The 21,231-nt window shown below is 56.7% G+C and carries 15 protein-coding genes; 9 read left to right on the top strand and 6 right to left on the bottom strand.

All coding sequences use genetic code 11. The features are described from left to right. Positions 1-307: 307 nt before the first annotated feature. On the bottom strand, positions 308-1,537 hold the full coding sequence (locus tag MWC30_RS10825) for an amidohydrolase family protein (protein ID WP_244084192.1): 1,230 nt from the start codon (positions 1,535-1,537) through the stop codon (positions 308-310). Between the two features lie 369 nt (positions 1,538-1,906). On the opposite strand from MWC30_RS10825, the gene MWC30_RS10820 reads away from it, so the two are divergent. Continuing rightward, positions 1,907-3,763 (top strand): J domain-containing protein, encoded by a 1,857-nt coding sequence (locus MWC30_RS10820; RefSeq protein WP_244084191.1) that lies wholly within the window; start codon positions 1,907-1,909, stop codon positions 3,761-3,763. Positions 3,764-4,049: 286 nt separating this feature from the next. On the opposite strand, the gene MWC30_RS10815 is transcribed toward MWC30_RS10820, so the two are convergent. Next, positions 4,050-4,286 (bottom strand): YMGG-like glycine zipper-containing protein, encoded by a 237-nt coding sequence (locus tag MWC30_RS10815; protein ID WP_244084190.1) that lies wholly within the window; start codon positions 4,284-4,286, stop codon positions 4,050-4,052. 615 nt (positions 4,287-4,901) lie between these two features. On the opposite strand from MWC30_RS10815, the gene MWC30_RS10810 reads away from it, so the two are divergent. From MWC30_RS10810 to MWC30_RS10800, 3 genes are all read left to right on the top strand, one after another. Beyond that, positions 4,902-6,572, top strand: coding sequence for an SUMF1/EgtB/PvdO family nonheme iron enzyme (locus tag MWC30_RS10810; RefSeq protein ID WP_244084189.1), 1,671 nt, complete (start codon positions 4,902-4,904; stop codon positions 6,570-6,572). An 85-nt stretch (positions 6,573-6,657) separates the two neighbouring features. After that, the gene (locus MWC30_RS10805) at positions 6,658-7,389 is read left to right on the top strand and encodes a DUF4384 domain-containing protein (protein WP_244084188.1); all 732 of its coding nucleotides are present in this window, start codon (positions 6,658-6,660) and stop codon (positions 7,387-7,389) included. After that, complete coding sequence (locus MWC30_RS10800) at positions 7,376-9,340, top strand: adenylate/guanylate cyclase domain-containing protein (protein ID WP_244084187.1); 1,965 nt, start codon at positions 7,376-7,378, stop codon at positions 9,338-9,340. Before MWC30_RS10805 ends, MWC30_RS10800 begins: the two co-directional genes overlap by 14 nt. Before the next feature lie 175 nt (positions 9,341-9,515). On the opposite strand, the gene qrcD is transcribed toward MWC30_RS10800, so the two are convergent. From qrcD to qrcA, 4 genes are all read right to left on the bottom strand, one after another. Beyond that, positions 9,516-10,763, bottom strand: a complete 1,248-nt coding sequence (gene qrcD, locus MWC30_RS10795) for a menaquinone reductase integral membrane subunit QrcD (protein WP_368860837.1) — start codon at positions 10,761-10,763, stop codon at positions 9,516-9,518. 2 nt (positions 10,764-10,765) lie between these two features. Next, on the bottom strand, positions 10,766-11,545 hold the full coding sequence (qrcC, locus tag MWC30_RS10790; RefSeq protein ID WP_244084185.1) for a menaquinone reductase iron-sulfur cluster-binding subunit QrcC: 780 nt from the start codon (positions 11,543-11,545) through the stop codon (positions 10,766-10,768). A 30-nt stretch (positions 11,546-11,575) separates the two neighbouring features. Then, positions 11,576-13,990: a molybdopterin-dependent oxidoreductase gene (locus MWC30_RS10785; RefSeq protein ID WP_244084184.1), complete on the bottom strand. Its 2,415-nt coding sequence runs from the start codon at positions 13,988-13,990 to the stop codon at positions 11,576-11,578. A gap of 69 nt (positions 13,991-14,059) precedes the next feature. Continuing rightward, complete coding sequence (gene qrcA / locus MWC30_RS10780; protein WP_244084183.1) at positions 14,060-14,617, bottom strand: menaquinone reductase multiheme cytochrome c subunit QrcA; 558 nt, start codon at positions 14,615-14,617, stop codon at positions 14,060-14,062. Positions 14,618-15,050: 433 nt separating this feature from the next. On the opposite strand from qrcA, the gene MWC30_RS10775 reads away from it, so the two are divergent. From MWC30_RS10775 to MWC30_RS10755, 5 genes are all read left to right on the top strand, one after another. Next, positions 15,051-15,842 (top strand): endonuclease/exonuclease/phosphatase family protein, encoded by a 792-nt coding sequence (locus MWC30_RS10775; protein WP_244084182.1) that lies wholly within the window; start codon positions 15,051-15,053, stop codon positions 15,840-15,842. Between the two features lie 39 nt (positions 15,843-15,881). After that, positions 15,882-16,697, top strand: a complete 816-nt coding sequence (locus MWC30_RS10770; protein WP_244084181.1) for a carbon-nitrogen hydrolase family protein — start codon at positions 15,882-15,884, stop codon at positions 16,695-16,697. 138 nt (positions 16,698-16,835) lie between these two features. Then, a complete protein-coding gene (locus MWC30_RS10765; RefSeq protein ID WP_244084180.1) occupies positions 16,836-18,806 on the top strand; it encodes a molybdopterin biosynthesis protein in 1,971 nt (656 codons plus the stop codon). Next, entirely contained in the window at positions 18,796-19,746 is a 951-nt protein-coding gene (locus MWC30_RS10760; protein ID WP_244084179.1) for a radical SAM protein, read from the top strand. Before MWC30_RS10765 ends, MWC30_RS10760 begins: the two co-directional genes overlap by 11 nt. Before the next feature lie 30 nt (positions 19,747-19,776). Further along, entirely contained in the window at positions 19,777-21,183 is a 1,407-nt protein-coding gene (locus MWC30_RS10755) for a sigma-54-dependent Fis family transcriptional regulator (protein WP_244084178.1), read from the top strand. Positions 21,184-21,231: the final 48 nt, after the last annotated feature.

Raw genomic sequence — 21,231 nt, 5'->3', positions numbered from 1 at the left:
GTCGCGTTCCCTGTCGGAAGCGCTCATGGATGCCGCCGGTACCTTATCCCCTCAAGGCATGAAACAATTTCCAGTTTCAGTCTTTGTGCCAGGGCTCCTGTGGGTGTGCGGGCGTTCGTGCCGTGAATACACAAACGCTGACAATAATCATGGGGATAGCAGTTGAAAAGCCCTGCACGTCTAAACTTAAGTTGAATCTATAGCAGATTCCCTCCCGATGGAAAAGGATCAATATGCAAAAACCGTGATGAGGACAGGGTTCACCCCTTTCCTTCCCGGCGCGCGACAGCGAAGTGCCGATCACCATTCAAACGGTACAATCGCATGGGTCCGGCAGGTTTTCAACCGAAGGCACACCGTCCACATAAACGCCGACAGGATGCTGCAATGTCGTCAGCAGGCTGGACGGGGCGCCTTTGACCACGAGGAAGGTGGCACCGAGCCCCGGGCGCAGGGTCCCGAGAGTCTTGTCGAGTCCCAGAAGCTGAGCTCCATTGGAGCTGGCACACTGAATCGCTCCCTCCAGCGAAAAGCCGGCAGACACGAACAACTTGAGCTCCTCGATGATGGAAGCTCCGTGATGCAGTCCCAACCCTCCACTGTCTGTTCCCACGGTGAGGGGAGCTCCTATCCTGAGAGCGTAAGAGATCTGTTCCATTTGGTGGTCCAGGTTTCGCCGGGAAATGTCGACTTCGACCCCATCTGACGGAAGCTGTTCCCAATAGGCTTTCATGGTGCAGGCCGTAGGCGTCCAGTAAACCCTCAAGTCGCGTATCCTCTCGAGATTGCTCCGTCCCATGAAAAAACCGTGCTCGATGGAATGACAACCCGCATCCAGGGCCTGTGCCACGGGAAGGTCACCGTTGGCGTGGACCATCGTTTTCCATCCGCGCCGGAGGCCGGCAGCGATGGCTGCCTTCAGCTCTGCGCTGCCGAACTGGGGGGGAGTCATCTTTCCAAACTGCTTCAGGCTGTTCAAACCTGAATTGACTATTTTGATGTGATCGGGACCGACAGGCTCCTGCGTGATGGATTCAGCCAATGTCCTTCCCTTTTCAGGGCTCCGCCCGATGAGGCGACCATAGCGCCCAGGGGCATGCCATGCCTTCCCTGCCACCCTGTATCGGACGGGGGCGGGCGAAGGAGATGTCCCCGCAAGCTTGTAGCGCAGGCTATATCCTGAGGCGTCCCCACCGTCTCTCACGGCTACCACTCCATGGGACAAATGCTGAAAAAGGTGTTTAGAAATCGCCTGTTCCGCTTCTTCATAGCTGAAATCGAGCTGGTGCTCCCGCAGCCGTGGATCTACTGTTCCCGACATGGTGAGGTGGACATGCGCATCCACCAGTCCGGGCAAAACGGTGCAGTCGGAAAAGTCGAGGAAAGGGATCTTTCCAAGACCTTCAATATCGCCCGGTCGCAGCTCTTCCAACGACAGAATGGATCCGTCGCGTACCGATAAAAGGACCTGTTTTTTGATGGAACATCCTGTTCCGTCAATGAAGTGACCAGCCAATAGGTGAAAGGTCTTTTCCATGTCTGCAAATTCCCTGCTGCTGTCTCGAGAATACTACCCGTCCTGCCCCGTGTCTTGCGTTGTATAAACGAGGGTATCAATACATGATCTTTCCGGCCCCTTCAACCCGCGAATGGGGAAGCCATGGAGATCCATGCCTGAGGCGGCCGTATCCGGTGAACCTGGACCGCTTGTCCGCCTCTCCTTTTCCTGTCTTCATTCCGCACTTGCCATGAAATGCTGAAACGGGCGGGACAGCGTTTTTACGAGTGGCGATGTTTTTGCATCATCAGGAGGTGGAGAGGAAGTCTATGAGAGATAGTCAAATAGTTGACCCGTCCAGGGGATCCTCCTGGACCGATCCGGGCCGGCAGGCCCCATGAGCACCTTATGAATAATGCCCCAGCACGGAGCACCTACAAACTCATCGAGAATGAACTGGATCATTACGAAGTCCTCCTGGTGGAGAGGAATGCCACGGGACAGGAGATTGAAAAGGCTTATCGGCACTTGAGTCGTTTGCTGGAGCCGCAACTGAAAGCCGGGGTGAAAAGCGCCGAAGAGCATTTCCAGCTCGTCCGCAGGGCTTATGAAGTGTTGAGCCAAGTGGAGTCACGGAGCACCTACGATCTGGAGTCGTTGGAAGGGAAGGGGAAGGCCCCGAAGATCTCCTCCGAGAAAAGAACGGCCTCAACCCTTGCCAACTGGTTTCATGGCGGCATCTGGAGACCTCGGTTGATTGCCGCTGCATTCATGGCGGTGGGTTTCGCTGTCGTTTCCTATTTTGGAGACTTGCTCTTCGAACCAGGGAAGGGGTCCTCATCCTTAAATGCCGTCGGAGCTCATTCTTCCGCCCCGATGCAGTTGGGGGCGGCAGCGCCGACCCCAACTGGAAACGAGAAGCCGCAATCCCTGCTGGCTTCAGCCGAAAAGATCCTCGCCTTCCCATCGCCACAGATGGAAGAGCTCCATCCTCCGACATCGAAAACTCCGGACAGGACGGCGACGGAGAAACCGCAGGGGGGAGCACGCGGGGATGCTCCTCTTGACCTTCTCGAATCGCACCCCAAAGTCGATAGGGAGCTCCTGCAGTCTTCAGCGCCTCAATCGCCGGAAAAGCCTGCCGAAAAACCCCTTCAGCCCACCATGGGCAGGGAAAAAGCAGCGGAAAAAGATCAGGGTCTCAAGGATGCTGGAATGAAAAAGGGTCTCATACAGTCAAAACCTTCTGGAAATGCCCGCATTGCGGAAGCCTGCGGTATAGCTGCTGCCTCCAAAAGTTCCGATCCTCCGGCAGCGGTCCTTCAAGCTCCTCCCGGCGCCCCGGCCTCCTCGGAGGCCGGCCAGCAGACCAAACCAGCTCTTCCCCCCGAGCCCCAAGAAAAAATCGCAGCATTCCTGGATCGCTACACGCGCGCGTACGAAAGTAAGGATCTCGATGCGCTGAAATCTTTCTTTACTGCGGACGCCGAGGAAAATGGTGAACCATTCCTTCAGCAACTGCCGTCCTACCGGGAGAGCTTCAAAAAAGCCAGGAAAATTAAATATGATATTCAAAACATCCAATCGCGGACAACGGATGAAGGGATAGAGGTGTCCGGAAGATTCTCTTTGGAAACAGGTGACTCGGGAAGAGGCAAGAAAGGATTTCAAGGTCCTATTCGGTTTTTTCTGACCCGTTACCATGACGACTATCGCGTGCGAAAGCTCGATTATCATACGGAAACGACTCAAGAGGCGAAGGCAGAGCCTCGCCCGCCTGTCAGTCGTGCAGCCAGGGCGGAGTCCTCCCAGGCTGCCCGAGAGGATACCACGGCCGAAGTGCAGAGCCACGTCGAGCCTGCCCAAAAGGATGTTCCCAATCTCCGGGAAGTCCAGGCATTTCTGAATCGCTACACGAGAGTTTACGAACAAAGAAACCTGAAGGCTTTGGAAGGCTTGTTTGAGGGAGATGCTCTGGAGAATGGTGAGTCCTTTGCCGCACTGCGTTCTGTCTATCAAAGCAATTTTCAGAAAGCTGAAAAATTGAGATACTCCGTCAAGGTTCTGAGTTTGACCCCTGCGGCGGGAGAGAGTGCGGACGTCAAAGGAAGATTTGTGCTGGAATCGGTGCAGGAGGACAAGACTCACACGGAATCCGCGGGAGCTCTCCATCTCGTATTGACCCGACACGGAGAGACCTACCGTATCCGATCACTGGATTACCACGTGGAATCTTCCCGGGAATGGACCGATACCGGCAGCTGACGGAGGGTCATATTTCGGCCGACCAGTTAGCGTTTCCGAAGCAAATTCCTAAAAGAGCCTGGGAGCCGCCATCGTTTTTTCACAAGGGCGACTCCCAGGTTTCATTTCCCCATGGCGGCAGCATCGATGGGTTGCAGATGATTTTCACGGTTGTGACCTCAAACTGTATACCACCTGCAACCAATCTTTTGTTCCTTGGCGCCGGCTCACGTTCCAGTGTGCTCAATGTGCTACCGCTTGAACGAAACGATGAGCCCACCACGTGTCTTGAGGGGGTCCGGATGCTCTATTTTTTGCTCTTATCGTAAAGGTAACCTCCGGCTACGCCTGCAGCGCCACCGATGGCGGCTCCTGTGGCGGCAGATCCCCCTGTAATGGCACCGACAGCCGCTCCTGTCCCTGCTCCAATCGCTCCGCCGCTCAGCATTCGCTGCTGGGTCGAGCTCATGCCCGAGCATGCGGAAAGAAGAAACAATGCGGCTGAAAATATAGCACCGGTTTTAATGGTCGTTATTCTATTCATGGAATACCTCCTTTCTCTTTTTCGATTCCTTTTTCATCTATTTTAACCATTCCCTCTCAAGACTGTCCACCCATGGTAGTTCTCTCAACCCAATGAAGCAAGGCATATCGTCACGGAGCAACTGAATGTCAGCGCATGCAGCCGGATGGGTGATGCTGTGCCGGCACGTGTTCGGATCATCCGAATTGCCTTTTTTTGTAAGGTGTGCAGGAATATAATCCTATTGTTTTCGGAGTTGCCTTTCTTATGGATATGGATCGGGGGTTCCGCAATCCTGGAGCTTACGGGCGCCCGTTCAAAATCTTTTGCCAAAGCCTGGCAAAAATGATATGACCGCTTCCGGCTTAGCAGGGGGAGGGTTTCGTCAGTGATGCTCTCTTGGACAGCATATTTGGAGTCGTTTTTGAAGCGACTTTGGATCTGGTTGCGTAATCCTGGTGTTCAAAGATTTCACATGGCCTCTCAAGAGGTTGGCGTGGGGAATTTTCTGTCTCTCAGGGTTCAGGAGCTGCACCCCCTGCCAACGGAAAATCAGAATGATCCGAGTGGGGGAGTTGAGCCTTTTGGGGGATACTCCCTTTTTTCATTGGATTCCGGAGGTTCACAAGGGAAAATATGCAGCACTCCATCATGAGAAATCTCCTGGTATGTTTCTTTATCATTCTGTGGGGATGGGGGCAGGTTCAGGCTCAAGACCGGGGTATCGTCGTGAAGCAGCGAAGCGTATCCCCTCCTATGAATTCGGAACAACGTGTCGCTCTTGTCATCGGGAACGGTGCTTATGAAACCGCTCCCCTGAGAAATCCCATCAATGATGCCCGTGCGATGGGAAAGGCGTTGAGCGAGCTCGGCTTCGAAGTCATCGAGCGCGAAAATATCAATCAGAAGGATATGAAGCGCGAAATTCAGGCCTTTGGTCAAAAGATTCTCAAAGGCGGGGTGGGGCTCTTCTATTTCGCCGGGCACGGGATGCAGGTGAACGGCCGCAACTACCTGATTCCCGTTGCCGCCAACATCGAGCACGAAAAACAGGTGGAATACGAGGCCGTGGACGTCGGGTCGGTCCTGACGGAAATGGACTACGCCCGCAACCGGCTGAATATCGTGATTCTGGATGCCTGCCGCGACAATCCCTTTTCCAGGAGCTTCCGTTCCCAGGCGCTGGGCCTGGCCTCTGTGAACGCTCCCACGGGGACGCTCATCGCCTATGCCACGGCTCCCGGTTCCGTGGCCAATGACGGTCCGCAGGAACATGGAGTGTATACCGGTGAGCTCATCAGGGTGATGCAGCAGCCCGGCCTCAAGATCGAAGACGTATTCAAGCAGGTGCGCTCTGCCGTTCGAGAATCCACGGAGGGGAAGCAGGTTCCCTGGGAATCGTCGTCCCTGGAGGGTGATTTTTACTTCAAGATGCCCGCCGGGGGAGAAACGCCTGTATACACTGCCGAACGCAATGCACCTGTGCCTCTGCCGCCGGCCCCCCGCAGCGAGACCCCCGTCCGCCCTGCTCTGAAAACCTGGAAGGAGCCGGTCACCGGAATGGAATTTGTCTGGGTGCCCGGTGGCTGCTACCTCATGGGGAGCCCTCAGACGGAGATCGGACGCGAAGCGGATGAAGGCCCGGTGCACGAGGTCTGTGTGGACGGTTTTTGGATGGGTAAGACCGAAGTCACCAACGGGGAATTCAAGAAATTTCAGCCGAAACATGACAGCCGGGATTACCAGGGACATTCCCTCAACGGGGATAAGCAGCCCGCCGTTTTTGTCAGTTGGAAAGACGGGACGGCGTTTGCGCAATGGCTTGCCGAGCAGAATGGCGGGCAGTACAAGTTTCGGCTTCCCACTGAAGCGGAATGGGAATTTGCCTGCAGGGCCGGAACTGACGGCGCCCGTTATTGGGGCAGCGAACCGGGTCGGGCCTGCACCTTTGAAAATGTCGGAGATCAGAGCACCACACGTCAATGGGCCATGGAGAACGCTCATGACTGCGACGACGGTTATGCCGTCGTGGCTCCCGTGGGCAGTTTTCAACCCAATGCGTTCGGATTGTACGACATGCTGGGCAATGTCGCCGAATGGTGCTCCGATGCCTACAGTGCCGACGCCTATACGAAGCACCAAAGGATGAATCCCGCGCTTACCGGGGACAAGCCCGGTGTGGAGCATGTCATTCGCGGCGGTTTCTGGCACGGAGAACCGGCGAGGACGCGATGCGCCCTTCGTGCGGCCGGTTTGCCCGGCGGAATGAACGACGATCTTGGTTTTCGCCTCGTGCGGGAGCCTTAGAAGCTTAACATCTAAGAAGGTCAATTCCATCAAAGTCTCGACTCCGTTTTTGGCGACACTGCCGAAAACCGAAAGGAGAGGGGTTATGTTTTCATCGGGTTGGCACATGATCGACACAAAGCGTAGAAGGCCCATGGCTCTGGGGCTGTCGTTTTTTCTGCTGGGGTTGTGTGCCTTGTTCGTGGAATCGGGAAGCTGCGCAGCTGCCGGCCCCAGCAAGGAAGGCGTAGGGTTCCGCTGGGCTTTTGGCGCTCTCCTTGCCAATGGCGACGACCGCAAGCTCGAGCGCATGGGCGAGGAGATGACATTGAAGACGGGGGATCAGTTCAAGATGATGGTCGAGCTTGAATCCAACTGCTTCGTTTATGTCATCTACCACAATGCCAAGGACGGGGTAAAAATGCTGTTTCCCTATGACCTGGACCAGTTGAACACGGATTATCAGATTGCCAAGCGCTACTACATCCCCCAGGGGGATGCGTGGTTCGAATTGGACCAGCATGTGGGAAGCGAGACCTTTCATGTCTTGGCATCGGCCAAACGCCTGGCCTCCATAGAAGATCTGTTCCGGCAGTATGAGTCTGCCAATGCGGCGCGGAGATCTGAGCTCATCAAGCAGATCCTCGAAGAAATCCAGGAGATCAAGAAAGAGCGCCATGAACTGGTAGCTCCCGCTGAACGGCCTGTGCCCATCGGAGGCGCCATTCGCGGTCTGGAAAAAGTCCAGGGAAACAACCAGCCTGATGTCGCTGCTCTTGCGGAAAGCGTCACCTGCAGCGGCTCCCTTGCCCGGACCTATACCATTGAGCATCAGTAGCCGACGCAATGCCGGGGTCACGATCATACTGATCGTGGCCTCTTTCTTTTCAGCACATCTCTGTTTCTCCATCCTGCCTTCGGTATTCGAGCCCTGGAATGCACAGGCTACCGACCAGCTTTTCGTACTGCGGTCGTCCATCCCTCTCTTTCGACCCCATTACGACAAAACGGTGGTCCATGTGGACCTCAACAATTCGACGATTCTGCGCCTGAACAATTTTTACCTCAATCGGTCCCACTACGCGCGCTTGATGGAGAATCTGGCGGCCATGGGTACGGCCGTGCAGGCTTACGATTTTATCTTCGCCGCGCGATCCAACGCTCAGGATGACGAGGCCTTGATACGTGCCACAAAGGAGGCCGGGAATGTATACTTCGGAGTTGCCTTTGGCCTCGTGACGGACGCTTCGACCCAGGTCCAATCTCTCCTCGACGACGCATCCCTTGATTATCTCCGAGCGACACGATGGCTTGTGCCGTCGGAACCCGCTGCATCAGAGTTCTTTACAGGCTCTCAGCCTCTTCCGACCTTCATCGACCTGGCTCGACACTCCCGGGGACTGGGCTTTATCAGCATTAAGAGCGATGTGGACGGGGTGTTCCGCCGTGTGCCTCTCCTGGTGAAATTTCAGGATGGTTACTACCCCAGCCTTCCTTTCCGTGTGGCCTGTGACTATCTCGGCGTATCTCCGGGAGGGATCCACATCACTCCCGGTCGCGCCATTGTCTTGAGGGACGCCCGCAAACCCGGCGCGGAACCCCATGACATCACCATTCCCATCGATGCCCAGGGCAACATGCGCATCAATATCCTCGGCCCGTGGGAGGCGATGGACCACTACAATTTTGCGGATGTCTATCGAGCCTCCCAGGACTCCTACGAAATGGGGCGATGGAAAAAGGAATTGGCTGGAAAGATCGTCGTGGTATCCGACGTCTCTACGGGCTCGACAGACATCGGCCCCGTTCCGGCTGATGTGAATTTCCCCTTGAGCGGCTTGCATGCCAATGTCATCCATACCCTCTTGACGGAATCCTTCCTGAAGGAGTTTTCCCTCACGGAAATGCTGCCCCTGGAGGCCGCCATTGGCGTCCTCCTGCTGACTCTCGCCCTCCGGTTCTCCTCCCTGTCTTTTCTCCTCTCGAGCTCGGGCCTGGCGCTGGCCTATGCTGCCGGTGTCGCGTTCGCATTCCTGTATGGGAACGTGCTGCTGCATTTGGTGCGGCCGCTCTTTTTCATAGGGTTCTCTCTCATCTCCATCACAGCCTATCGTTATTTCAAAGAGGAGCAGGAGAAGCTCGCTCTGCGTAAATCCTTTGAAGCCTACTTCGCTCCCTCGGTGGTGAAAAAGATCATGAACCACCCGGAAATGATATCCAATCGAGGTGAAAAGAAAGAATTGACGATTCTTTTCAGCGACATAAAGAGCTTCACGACTCATTCCGCACACCTGTCGCCGGACCAGATACGCAAATCCTTGAACGATTACTTCGAGGCGATGGTGGAAATTGTATTCAAGCATGGAGGCACGGTGGACAAGTACATCGGCGATGGACTGATGGTATTTTTCGGAGACCCCGAGCCTCAACCCGACCATGCGCTCCGCTGCGTGCGCGCGGCCATGGAGATGCAGCAAAAGGTCCGGCAGCAGGGGCGGGAATCCGAACAGGAGGGAAGTATCCCCATTCAAATACGGATCGGCATCAACACGGGGGAAGTGGTGGTGGGAAATATGGGATCCACCCGGCGCCTTTCCTATACGGTGCTCGGGGCGGCCGTCAATCTCGCTCAGCGCCTGGAATCCAATGCTCCCGTGGGCGGCATCCTCATCTCGCAGCGAACTTATGAATGGGTGAAAGACGAGATTGCCGTGGAAAATCCCCGGCAAATCCAGGTGAAGGGAATCGACGTTCCCGTCAGCGTTTACGAGGTGTCACCGCCGGCATGACGGGAAAAAGTATGGACATCCCTTTCTGTGAAGTTGCCTTTAGCCTTTAGCTTTTAGCTAACAGCTAAAGGCTAACAGCTGACAGCCCACAAAAAAGAATCCCCCTCTTTCGGGAGGAGGACTCTTTCTTGTTTCTGTCAAAGGTTTTCAAAGGGGGAGGCTGGAAATCCCAAAATCATGAAGTGGGGTTGAGCTCTTTTTCCCTGGGAAACAGCGGCAGATAGCGATACGAGAGGGAGAGTATCAACGCGCAATAGGCGATCATGGCGATGATGGGAGCCCATTCGTAGACGGTGGGTACATAGACCTCCCATTTGTCGAAAGGCATGACCGGTGCCGCAATGGCTTGGATCGTCATGACGAAGCGATTGATGGTAACCCCGACACAGGCCAGAAGGAAGCTCAAAAACATGACAATATTGCTTTGGCGAGTCCGGGGATAGAGCAGCGCAGCGGTGGGGAGCACTCCACAGACGATGATCTCCACAAAGAGCAGCCACATGCCGTAAGGAGCCCTGTAATAATCGCCGAGGTTGAACCCGAACTGCGGGGATTGAAAGAGCGCCCAGTAGACCGTGTCGACTATCTTCAGGACGATGTAGATGGAAAGCAGAGTGCCCACGATCTTGGCGATGAGCTCATAAACGCTTCGGTCAACGAGTTTTTTACGGGTGACGGCCTCCATGGACCGACACACGAGGGCCGTGAATGCGGGGCCCGATGCAATGGCCGAAAGGATGAAAAGGAAAAAGGTCCAGGGCCAGATGAAAAAACCCGTTCGATAGGCGAAAGGACGTGCAAAGAGGACTCCCGCAACCCCTCCGAGAGAGCCCTGGTGGAAGAAGCTCAGGAAGGTGCCTGTGAGGGCGAAGATGGCCATGAGGTCATGCAGGGTGTGGCCGAAGACTCTTGCGGAACGGATGGCCTCCAGCTTGCGGTTGCTGAGGATGATGGGGACATACTCGATCACCAGAACAATGGCATAGCAGGTGATACAAAAAATCACTTCCGTCAGCATGGAATGTACGTTGGCATGCCAGTAGCCGAACCAGGCCCGCAGCGGCTGCCCCACTTCCAGAAGGAGTACGGCCAGCGCACCCGTGTAGCAGACGAATCCCACGATGACGGCGAGATTGATGATCTTATGCAGCTCCTTGAGAGCGGGGAATAATCTGGAAAGTCCATAGTAGAGAAAGCCTGAAAAAAAGGCTCCAGCCCCCAGGGCGATGATGGCCAGGTCCGCGGTAATGTAGAGTCCAAAGCCGAAATAGTCGTTCAAGCCCGTCAGGTGCAATGCCTGTATCAGAACGGCGACTCCGGCGTATACTCCCCAACCGATGAAAGCCAGCAGCACCAGAAGCCAGATCCCAAACACAGGAAGCGGACACCGCTTCACTCCTTCGGGAATCAACGCCTTGTCCATCATCAACCCCTCTTATTCCCATTAGAATTTTGAAAGTGTTTATCGCCCTGCTTCCTCACCCATTCGTGCTTGCTGAGGTAATACACCTTCGGTTCCGTATTCAATTTGCTCAGCAGCCTGAAGGCCCGTGGATCTTTGGCAAGTTTCGCCACCTGGGATTCTGCGTCGTTCAGATTTCCGAAAGAGATGGCTTTGGTGGGACAGGCCTCTCCACAGGCCGGCATGTAAGTGACTTCGTAGAGGTCCTGTTCTTCCAGGAAGGCCTTGGCGCGTGCCTTGAGCAAACGGTGGTGACAGAACGTACACTTTTCGACAACGCCGCGCATGCGGGGGCTTACCTCAGGATTGAGCATGGCTTCCATGGGTTCCGGCCAGGCTGGATCCCACCAGTTGAAATCCCGTGCATGGTAGGGGCAAGCCACGATACAATATCGGCAACCGATGCACCGAGGATAGATGTGCCCGACAATGCCGTTCTCTTCATCCCGCGTTGTGGCATTCACGGGGCATACAAAGGTGCACGGTGCATGATGTGGTGCATCGCAGTGCATGCACGGACGCGGAAGATAGGTGTATTGATAATTGGCGTAGTCCTGATCATTGTCCAGATAGAACACTTCCATCCAGCTGATAGACCGTAGCTTGTTGCTTTCATCTTCTCGAAATGAAATGTTGTTTTCCGCCTGACACGCCACGCTGCATGCCATGCAGCCCGTACATTTGTCCAGGTCGATCACCATTCCAAAGCGTACGGCACCCTGTTTATGCCCTTGTTCACTCACGGTTTACCCCTTCATCACGTTACTCTGCGCCTATCCCAGACGTTTCAACTGAGCCCGGGCGCTCCATGCGATCCCTTGTCCGGACAACGGGTCCCCCTGTACATCCAGCAGGGAATTGACATTGGCTCCCTTGCCGCCGATATAGGCGTCATACCCTTTGCGCCCGAGGCCCAAAGGCATATACACGGCTTCCGGGCGTGCGCCCGGAAAGAGATGAACCCGCACGGTGGCTTCGCCCCCCGGAGTCTTGAGGATGATCCGATCCCCTTCCTTCAAGCCCATGGACTGGGCCGTCCCGGGATGCAGCTCTACGAAGGATTCTTTGCCTTTCAACACGAAATCCCAAACGGTCTTGGTCATGAAAGGGGGATTGGGGTGATATCCATAGGACAGGGAGCTCATTCGGTAGGGAAGGAGAAGCAACGGGTATTCCTTGGGATCTCCCGAAGGCGCCTGGAGGGCGAAGCGGGGCAGGTAAAGCTCGTCCTTTTCCACTGCCCAGCCTTTGGAATCGAGGGTTTGAAACGCCAGTTCGATTTTTCCCGAGGCACTCCGGATCTCCTGGAGCGGATCCCTGGGGGCGTCATACCAGCAGTGCCCCGCTGACAGCTTTTTCCAGAGACCCGCCCCGTCGGTGTAGTTCCGATGGGGAGTGCTCCCAACTTTTACTTTCCCCCAATCTGAGGGGGACTCTTCGAACACGGCACCGCCTTCAGCGGCCGCCAGCCCCTTCACCCGCTCCTGCAGGAATTCTTCATGGCTCTTCCAGGGGAGCGCCTCGCCGACGGAACCGCCCATGGACCTGGCCAGCTGCAAAAGCACATCGCCCGTGTGGCGGGTGTTCAACCGGGGCGGCAAAACGGGAGCAGCCACCGCATAATAGGCGAGAGGCGACCCCGGGAGGCCGATGACATCGTCGAGACGTTCCAGTGCGGCGTGGTTGGGAAGGATGATGTCCGCCAGGAGGGCTGTTTCATCCATGTAGGACGAAAAAGAGACCATCCATCCGACACGCTCCACCGCCTTTTCGAAAGTCTGTTTGCCGGCCAGACCATAGGCAGGGTTCGCTTCGTGGATCATCAGGATTTCAATGGGGTAGGGAGGGGCTTGGGCCACCAGGCTCAAAAATGCGTAAAGATTTCTGCCCGTAAGAGACGGCTTTTCATCGCCGATTTGGTCGGCGCTTTTCTGGGCGAGCCCCTTTCGAGCGGTTTCGTCTCCCCGGATCTGAGGCAGCTCACCCAGTGGGACTGTGGCGGCCAGGGAGAGCATGCCGCCGGGCTTCAGGTTTCCCTTGAGCACGTTGAGAGCGAAAAAGACCAGATCGTGATAGGTATTTTCCGGAAGATTGCCCCCGCTTCCCCCCCATACGGCCACCGCATGGTTTTGGGCGGCGAATTCCCTGGCCAGGTCGACAATGCGGGGGGCTTCGAGCCCCGTCTGTTGCGACGCGGCTTCCAGGGAGTTTTCCGCTGCCATGAGGAAGCTCTTGAAACCCTGGCGGGGCTTTCCCCTTGTATCCGTCCAGTCTTCGAATCCAAAAACGTGGTCCTGCATGAACGAGGCGTCGTACAACTTCTCCTTCACCATGACGTGAGCCATGCCCAAGGCCAGCGCGGCTTCACTGCCGGGACGGACAGGAATCCAGCGGTCCGCCTTGGCAGCTGTCATCGAGCATCGCGATGCCACCTGGACGAGCTTCACGGCAGCACCTTCAGCCTCACTGGCATTCCATTTTCCGAAAAGGGTCTGCATACGGCCCGGGCTTCCCCACCCCTCGACGAGGTCCGCCCCAAAGCTCAGGATAAACGAGGCGTGCTCCAGGTCGAACGCGAAGGGGGCTTCCCTCCCCAGTGCAAGCAGGCCCGCCCCTTGGAGGCTATCACGATGGCTGGGCATGGTAAAAAGGTTCTGTGAGCCGTAGGCCGTGAAAAATTGCTGCCAGAGATCCTGCATACTGTTATGGGCATGGCCGGTGATGGCTGCCACGGTGTGGGGAGTTTCCGCCTTTCGGAGGTTTGAAAGCTTTTTCTGGAGCTCTCCCACCGCTTCATCCCAGCTGATGGGCTTGAACCCGGTGGCGTCGCCCCTCTTCTTGCTCTGCTTCATTGGCTGGGAAATACGATAGGGAGCGTAGAGAAACTGCGCGCCGGCTGCCCCCAGCGGGCAAATCCCACCCTCGTTGACGGGGTGACGGGGATTTCCTTCCACTGAAATCGCCCGGTTTTTGTTGACCAACCGTACCTGAATGCCGCATCCCCCGTCACACAAGGTGCAGACGGAGGCTTTTCGGGTCACCGGACCCCGTTCGGGAGACGGCCGCCAGGACCAGTTCTGGCTCCAGATGGATGCGTCGTCAACCAACTTCCAGGGCAGCGGTGAGAGGAGGGTGCCACCCACCGCTCCAGCAGCAAACTGTAAAAAAGCTCTCCTACCGAATTTCATTCCATTGAACCTCTTGTCAATGCCGTGTTTTGAGCGCTTCCATCCTGTCAGCCGACGTGGAGGGTCGGGCTATTTGTGGCAGACTCCGCAATTGTTGTTGGCCCCCTGTTCAGCATGGCACTTCTCACAAACATCCATTTTCATTGTATTGATGCTGTAACCCGTCAGGCGATTTTCCTTGTAGGGAGGGAGCTTTTCCTCCTTGGAGACATCCCGGTGACAAACAACGCATTCCACTCCCTTGACCTTATGCGGAGCGTGTGAAAAATAGACATTGTCCGGCTGCCAGGAATAGATCCGCCAGGGAATCTCCCGGTCCTGCTGGATAAATTCCTCGACGAGTATCCGCTCGTCTTCCGTCTGCCCCATGGGGGATTCATGACATTCCTTGCACTTTTCAATTCTGGGAATCCCGGAATAGGTCCCGTCGTCCCGGAAGAAATGACAATCTTCACAGGTGCTGTCCTGATGCGCTGCATGGCTGAATTCCATCGGCTGGGGCCGCTGGGAATAGAGGAGGTTGGGAAAGACCACCCAGCCAAATATCAGGGCGATGATGAATCCCGCGACGAAAATGACGCCGCCTACAATGCGTTTACCGGAACCATTGTTTTTTTCGTCATTCATAGATAAGCCTCGGCTGCTCCGCTCCTCAAAATTGGATGTCCGGGTGTAAGGAATCTGCTCGATGTTTCGCGCTGCTCCGTCAATCTCAGGTGAAAGGGAAGCCCCTCACCCGGCAGCAGTGGGATTCTTAGTCCGATTTTTCACGATGATTGCATCTATTAATCTGACACCAATTCGCTTGTCAAGAAAAAAGGAACATATGGATATCATTAGCATATTTCTGAATATTATTGCACAAGAATTTTGAAACCATGTGCCAATCGTCACAGTGATACGCTCCCGGTGCATCGCTGTCCTCCTTGCCTGCCAGACCATGAAAATGAAGATGCGCTCGTTTCGTGTTCGCCATTTTGACCAAAAACGGGTAAAGAATTGAGCGTGCAGCTTGTCGTGATTGCCTGAGCCCTTACTCTGAAGAGGATGAAACGTGTCCATGAAAGTCATGACTTTTAACCTCCGTTTCGAAAACGATCGGGATGGAGAAAACAGCTGGGGGCAGCGCCGTCACATGGTCGTCGATGTCATCCGGAAATACGCTCCCGCCATCCTGGGAACCCAGGAAGGGACACCGCGCCAACTGGAATACCTTCAGGATCGGCTCCCCCAATACAGGATGTATACTCCTCAGCGCACGTGGGATGAGACATGCCAGTACCCGACGTTGTTCTACCGGACCGACAGGTTGAATGCCCTGGCGGGAGGCGAGTTTTGGCTTTCTCTCACCCCGCGGATCCACCGGAGCAAAGACTGGGACAGTGCTTTTCCCCGCATGATGAGTTACGCTTTGCTGCGTGAGGAGGAGACGAGCCGAACCTTTTGGGCCGTGGTCACCCATCTGGACCATTTGGGCAGCCAGGCCCGTCTGGAGCAGACCCGCATGCTCGTCGAGTGGTTGAAGGAACGTTCGGAGCCCCGCCTGCTCATGGGGGACTTCAACGACCGGCCCGGTTCACCCCTGCACGCTCTGCTGACGAACCCGGAGACGCAACTGGAAGACAGCTGGTATGCTCTCGGAAAAGAAGAAAACGAACAAAGCATGACGCACCATAATTTTGGAGGGACCCCGGGAAAGTTCCGCATGGATTGGATCCTCACGAGCCCTGAATTGGAGGTGCTGGAAGCTTTCATTGTCCGGGATCACGAGGCGGGCCGATACCCGTCGGATCATTTTCCTTACCTCGTGGAATTGCGGTGGAAAGACCGAAGCGCACCTCGAAAGCCATGAACTTTGCCAAGGGTCGGTCGTCATGAATCAGGAGGAAAAATGCTGGATACCATTCGCGTGGCATTGATTCAACCCAAACCCTATCCGACTTTCGACGATCCCAGAAACATCGGGCATGCGCTCCAATTGCTCGATCGTTGCAGAGGGGAAAAGGTGGACGTCATCTGCTTCCCGGAATATTTTCCCTACCAGGGGGAGCGGGAGCTTGCAGGAGCGGCCCGTCAGCACAATGCCTATATCATTGCCGGCATGGTGGAAGCGGAAGGGGACCACCTCTATAACACATCGACCCTCTTCGATCGGGCCGGGCGTCTGCTGGGAAGACAGCGCAAACGGAATGTGACGCAAGTGGAACGGGAGCACATGGGAATTACTTCAGGGGACGGCATCTACAGGGCCTTCGCCACCGACTTCGGAAAAATCGGGATCCCCGTCGGCGTCGATTTCTGGGGCCAGCCCGACAGCGCAAGGCAGCTGGCACAGCAAGGGGTGGAAATCGTTTTCAACAGCGGCTTTTTCCCCGTCTTGAAGGGGCATTGGCAAACCGGCGCGTTGGTGAGGGCTTTCGATAATTTCATGGATGTGGTGGGAGTCAACAGCGCAGACTACAACGCCCTTTTCCAGGAGAAGCGCATCCACCATCACGGGGGGGGCAGCTTTGTGATCCAGCCTCCCAAAATGCTCGACAAGCAGGATTTCCGTCGGTGGTTCAAGAGCCTGGATAGCATAGAAGACTGGATCCAGGTGAAGCTGGACGCTCTGGAGCAGGTGAGAATCGCGGAAGTCTATCTGGGCAGTGTCCGGCGCTTTCGAGAGGAATTTCGGAGGCAGTTCGGGCTCGGAGGGAATGCATAAGGCCGTCAACCAGCCTCGGAAGGCTGAAGTCTGTCACCTGCTGAAAAAACACAACAAATTGCAGCGGCAATCAGCGCTTCAGTCAGCGTCGTCAGCGTTCCCAAAAACCTCCAAGGAATAAGCAGCGAGAGGTTCGAAATGGAAAGAGCCCAGAGAAATATCTATCTGAAAATGCGAACCCTGGAGGAAGCCCGGCGCATTTGGGAAGAGAAGGTGGCATCCTGTCGAAGCCCCGTGGAGATCGTGCCGTCGCTGGACGCCCTGCACCGTGTCACGGCCGAGCCCGTCATCGCCCGCCTTTCGGTGCCGCATTATCATGGAGCCGCCATGGACGGTATCGCGGTCAAGGCCGGGAGCACTTTCGGTGCGAGCGACGTGAATCCCATTCGCCTCCTCAGGGGAAAAACGGCGTTTCCGGTGGATACGGGAGATCCGCTCCCCCCGGAAACAGATGCGGTGATCATGATTGAGTACGTGGAGGGCGTTGGGGAAGACGAGCTGGAAATCCGCTCCTCCGCCTTTCCCTGGCAGCATGTCCGAAAAGTCGGAGAGGACATTGTGGCCGGCGAGCTCCTGTTGCCCGTAAATCACAAGCTCCGTCCCGCCGACCTGGGAGTCCTTCTCGCCGCCGGCGTGCTCCATGTTTCCGTCCATGCTGCTCCCAAGGTCTGGATACAACCGACGGGTACCGAGCTGATTTCGGCCCATCGAGCCGCCGAGGCGGCTCCGGGAGAGATCATCGAATTCAATGGGACGGTCCTCTCGGCATTGGTGAAGGAATGCGGAGGAGAGCCCATCCTGAGGGACATCATCCCCGACGACTACGACAGCATCAAAGGGACTCTGGAGGAAGCCGCAGCTTCCCCCGTCGACGTCATCCTCGTCAACGCCGGGTCTTCGGCGGGCTCGGAAGATTATACCGCGTCCATCATCGGCGAGTTGGGCGAGGTATTCGTACACGGCGTGACGATGATGCCGGGCAAGCCCACCATCCTGGGGATGATCGGCGGCAAGCCTGTCGTCGGTGTGCCGGGCTATCCCGTTTCGGCGATCCTGGCCTTCGATCAGTTCGTCACGCCGCTCCTGCATGGTCTGCAGGGCCTGGCGAATCCTTCCCGGCCCCACGTGGAAGCGCAGCTGGGAAGAAAGACTCCGTCCAGGCTCGGGTTGGAAGAGTTCGTCCGCGTCATTCTGGGAAGAGTCCAGGGAGAGCTCATTGCCATGCCGCTGCAGCGGGGAGCGGGAGTCCTCACTTCTCTCACGCGCGCCGACGGGATGATACGCATTCCTCAGGACCTGGAAGGAATGGATGCGGGAGAAAGGGTGCGGGTGCGCCTCCTGCGTCCCGAGGAGCAGCTGGACCACACCCTCATCATGATCGGCAGCCACGACAATACCCTGGATGTGCTGGCCAACGCTCTCAAAGAACGCGACAGCCGGGTGCACCTCTCCTCCAGCAATGTGGGAAGCCTGGGGGGCCTCATGGCGGTGCGCCGGGGGCAGACACATCTGGCCGGGTCACACCTTCTGGACACGGAGACGGGAGAATACAACTTTTCCTACGTCGAGCGCTACCTGAAGGGAATCCCCCTGCGGCTGGTGCAGCTGGCCTACCGTCAGCAGGGATTTCTGCTGCAGCCGGGAAATCCCAGGAACATCCGGGGGATTGCGGACCTGGTGCGCCGGGATGTGACGTTCATCAATCGACAGGGGGGATCGGGGACCCGTATCCTCCTCGACTACACTCTGGCCCAGGCCGGGATGTCCGCTGATGCGGTTTCCGGCTACGATCAGGAAGAATTCACACACATGGCGGTGGCCGTCAGTGTCCTCAGCGGGCGAGCCGACGCGGGCATGGCCATCTATTCCTCCGCCAGGGCCCTGGGGCTGGATTTCATCCCTGTGGCCGAGGAGCGCTATGACCTGGTGATCCCTGAATCGAGCTGGGATGATCCGAAAATCCGCCTCCTCTTGGACATCATAGGGTCCGAATCCTTTCGCGGCACCGTTACGGGGCTCGGCGGCTACGATGTGCGAGCCTCGGGAACGGTCATGGGGCTCTGGGACGGTGAGCACTGGAGCCATACAGCGGGTCGCAATGCTGGGTGAAGACATCCGGAGGCCCGGGTACCTGGAGCTTTTTGAAACAGGGGTGCTGGCTGAACGCGCCCGCATCCTGGATGAATCCCTGCGCTGCTGCACCCTTTGCCCCCGCCGGTGCGGTGTGGACCGCAAAGCCGGGCAGACGGGATTTTGCGGTGTGGGTGCCGAACCCAGGGTGGCGGCCCTGAGCATCCATCCATGGGAAGAGCCTCCCCTCTCAGGCTCCCGGGGCTCCGGGACCGTCTTTTTTTCTGGCTGTACCCTGAAGTGCCGCTTCTGCCAGAACTATCCCATCAGCCAGTTGGGTGTCGGACGGGGCTTCAGTGTTGAAGAACTGGCGGCGGGTCTGATGAAACTGCAGAAAAAGGGCGCTCACAATATCAATCTCGTGACCCCCACCCACCAGGTGGCGGCTTTTGTGGGGGGGCTGCTGCATGCTGTCCCCCTGGGACTGAACATTCCCATCGTCTACAACAGCAGCGGCTATGAGCGTCTGGAAACCCTCGCCCTCCTGGAAGGGATCGTGGACATTTATCTTCCGGATATCAAGTATGCGGACCCACAGGTCGCCGCCTACCTTTCCGCCGCTCCGGACTATGTCTCCGTCAATCGGGCGGCCCTGGTGGAAATGTGGCGCCAGGTGGGGCATCTCAGGACCGACGCCGACGGATTGGCTCGCAGGGGCATGATCGTTCGGCACCTGGTCCTGCCTGAGGACCTCTCGGGAACCGCCGACAATCTGGACTTCTTGGTGCGTACCCTGGGTACCGAAGTGTGGGTGAGCCTCATGTGCCAGTATTTTCCCGCCCACGAGGCCTTCGGGAATCCCCCTCTACACCGCAGGGTGACGGAAGAGGAATACGACAGAGCCTTCCGCACCATGACGGAATTGGGCATTCTTCATGGCTTCACCCAGGAGCATCCCGATGAGGATGCCCTCTGCTGAACCTTCAACAAGAGGTTTCCAATCGGTAAAATGACACCTATATCCGCCGCAAACATTCTTGGCCTCTTCAATCTCCCCGTTCCCCTGCCGTTTCTTCTGGATGAGATTCCCCTCGGTCTGGCCGTTCTCGATGCAGAGCGGCGCATCGTTCTCGTCAACAGGGCCCTGGAAGGGCTGACTGGTTTCGTACAGCAGGAAGCCGAAGGCATTCCCTGTTCCTACATCCTCCGCAACAAGAATTGCTTTGACAACTGCCCGTTTCTACAAATGCGGGCTGCGTCCGAGCCCGTCGTCCAGGAAGGGGACATCATCAATCGGGATCGTCAGAAGATCCCCGTTCGAGTAACGTTTGCCCCCCTTCGAAACGCCGAGGGCAAAGTGGTCGGCTATCTGGAAGCCGTGGAAGACGTCCGCGCCCTGCGTGCCATGGACAGCAGCAATCGCAAGCCCTACAGCTTCGGGCATCTGGTGGGGAAAAGCCCCCAGATGGAGAGGCTCTTCCAGGTCCTGCCCATCATCGCCCAATCCGATTCCTCCGTCCTCATCACGGGGGAGACGGGAACCGGAAAGGACTTCGTGGCCGAGGCCATCCACCAGGCCTCTCCCCGTGCCAGGGATGCCTTCATCAAGGTCAACTGCGGGGCTCTGCCTGAAACCCTCCTGGAATCCGAGCTCTTCGGCCACCAGAAAGGCGCATTTACCGGCGCGGTGGAGAACAAGCCCGGACGATTCCGGCTGGCCCACAATGGGACGCTCTATCTCACGGAGATTGGAGACCTTCCCCTTTCCCTCCAGGTGAAGATCCTCACCTTCCTGGACGACAAAGTGGTCTACCCCCTGGGAAGCACCAAGGGGTTTCAGGTCAATGTGCGCGTCATCGCCGCCACCCATCGGAATCTGGAGCGGATGGTCCATGAAGGGCGGTTCCGGGAGGACCTGCTCTTCCGGTTGAACGTCGTGCGCCTGCAGCTTCCGGCATTGAGGGAAAGAGGGGATGACATCCGTCTCCTGCTGGATCATTTTCTCCATACCTATGTTTCCCAGTTCCAGAAGCCGGTGCAGGGCTTTTCACCCAAAGCCCTGCAGGTGCTCCTGGACTACAGCTACCCCGGAAACGTGCGGGAGCTCAAAAACATCGTGGAATACGCCCTGAACATTTGCCAGGAAGATCTCATCCTGCCCAAGCATTTGCCCGCCTACCTGACGGAATCCAGACCCCCATACGGAGAACCGGCCCGGGAGGAGCCGTCTCCCTCCGTTCTTGCCGTACCCGTGGGGGATCGTGAAGAATCTCTCGACTGGGCGGCCATGGAACGAAAAATGATTCTGGAAGCCATGGTCAAAGCCAAAGGGCGACGCAGCAAGGCCGCCGAGCTGCTGGGATGGGGCAGAAGCACCCTCTGGAGGAAAATGAAACAATATGGAATGGATTCATGAAAATGCTGTACTTGGTTAAGACAATTTGGTACTTCAAGGCAGGGCTGG

The sequence above is a fragment of the Desulforhabdus sp. TSK genome (assembly GCF_022836495.1).
In the GTDB taxonomy this organism is placed as follows: domain Bacteria; phylum Desulfobacterota; class Syntrophobacteria; order Syntrophobacterales; family Syntrophobacteraceae; genus Desulforhabdus.
This window is presented reverse-complemented; position numbering and strand designations above follow the sequence as displayed.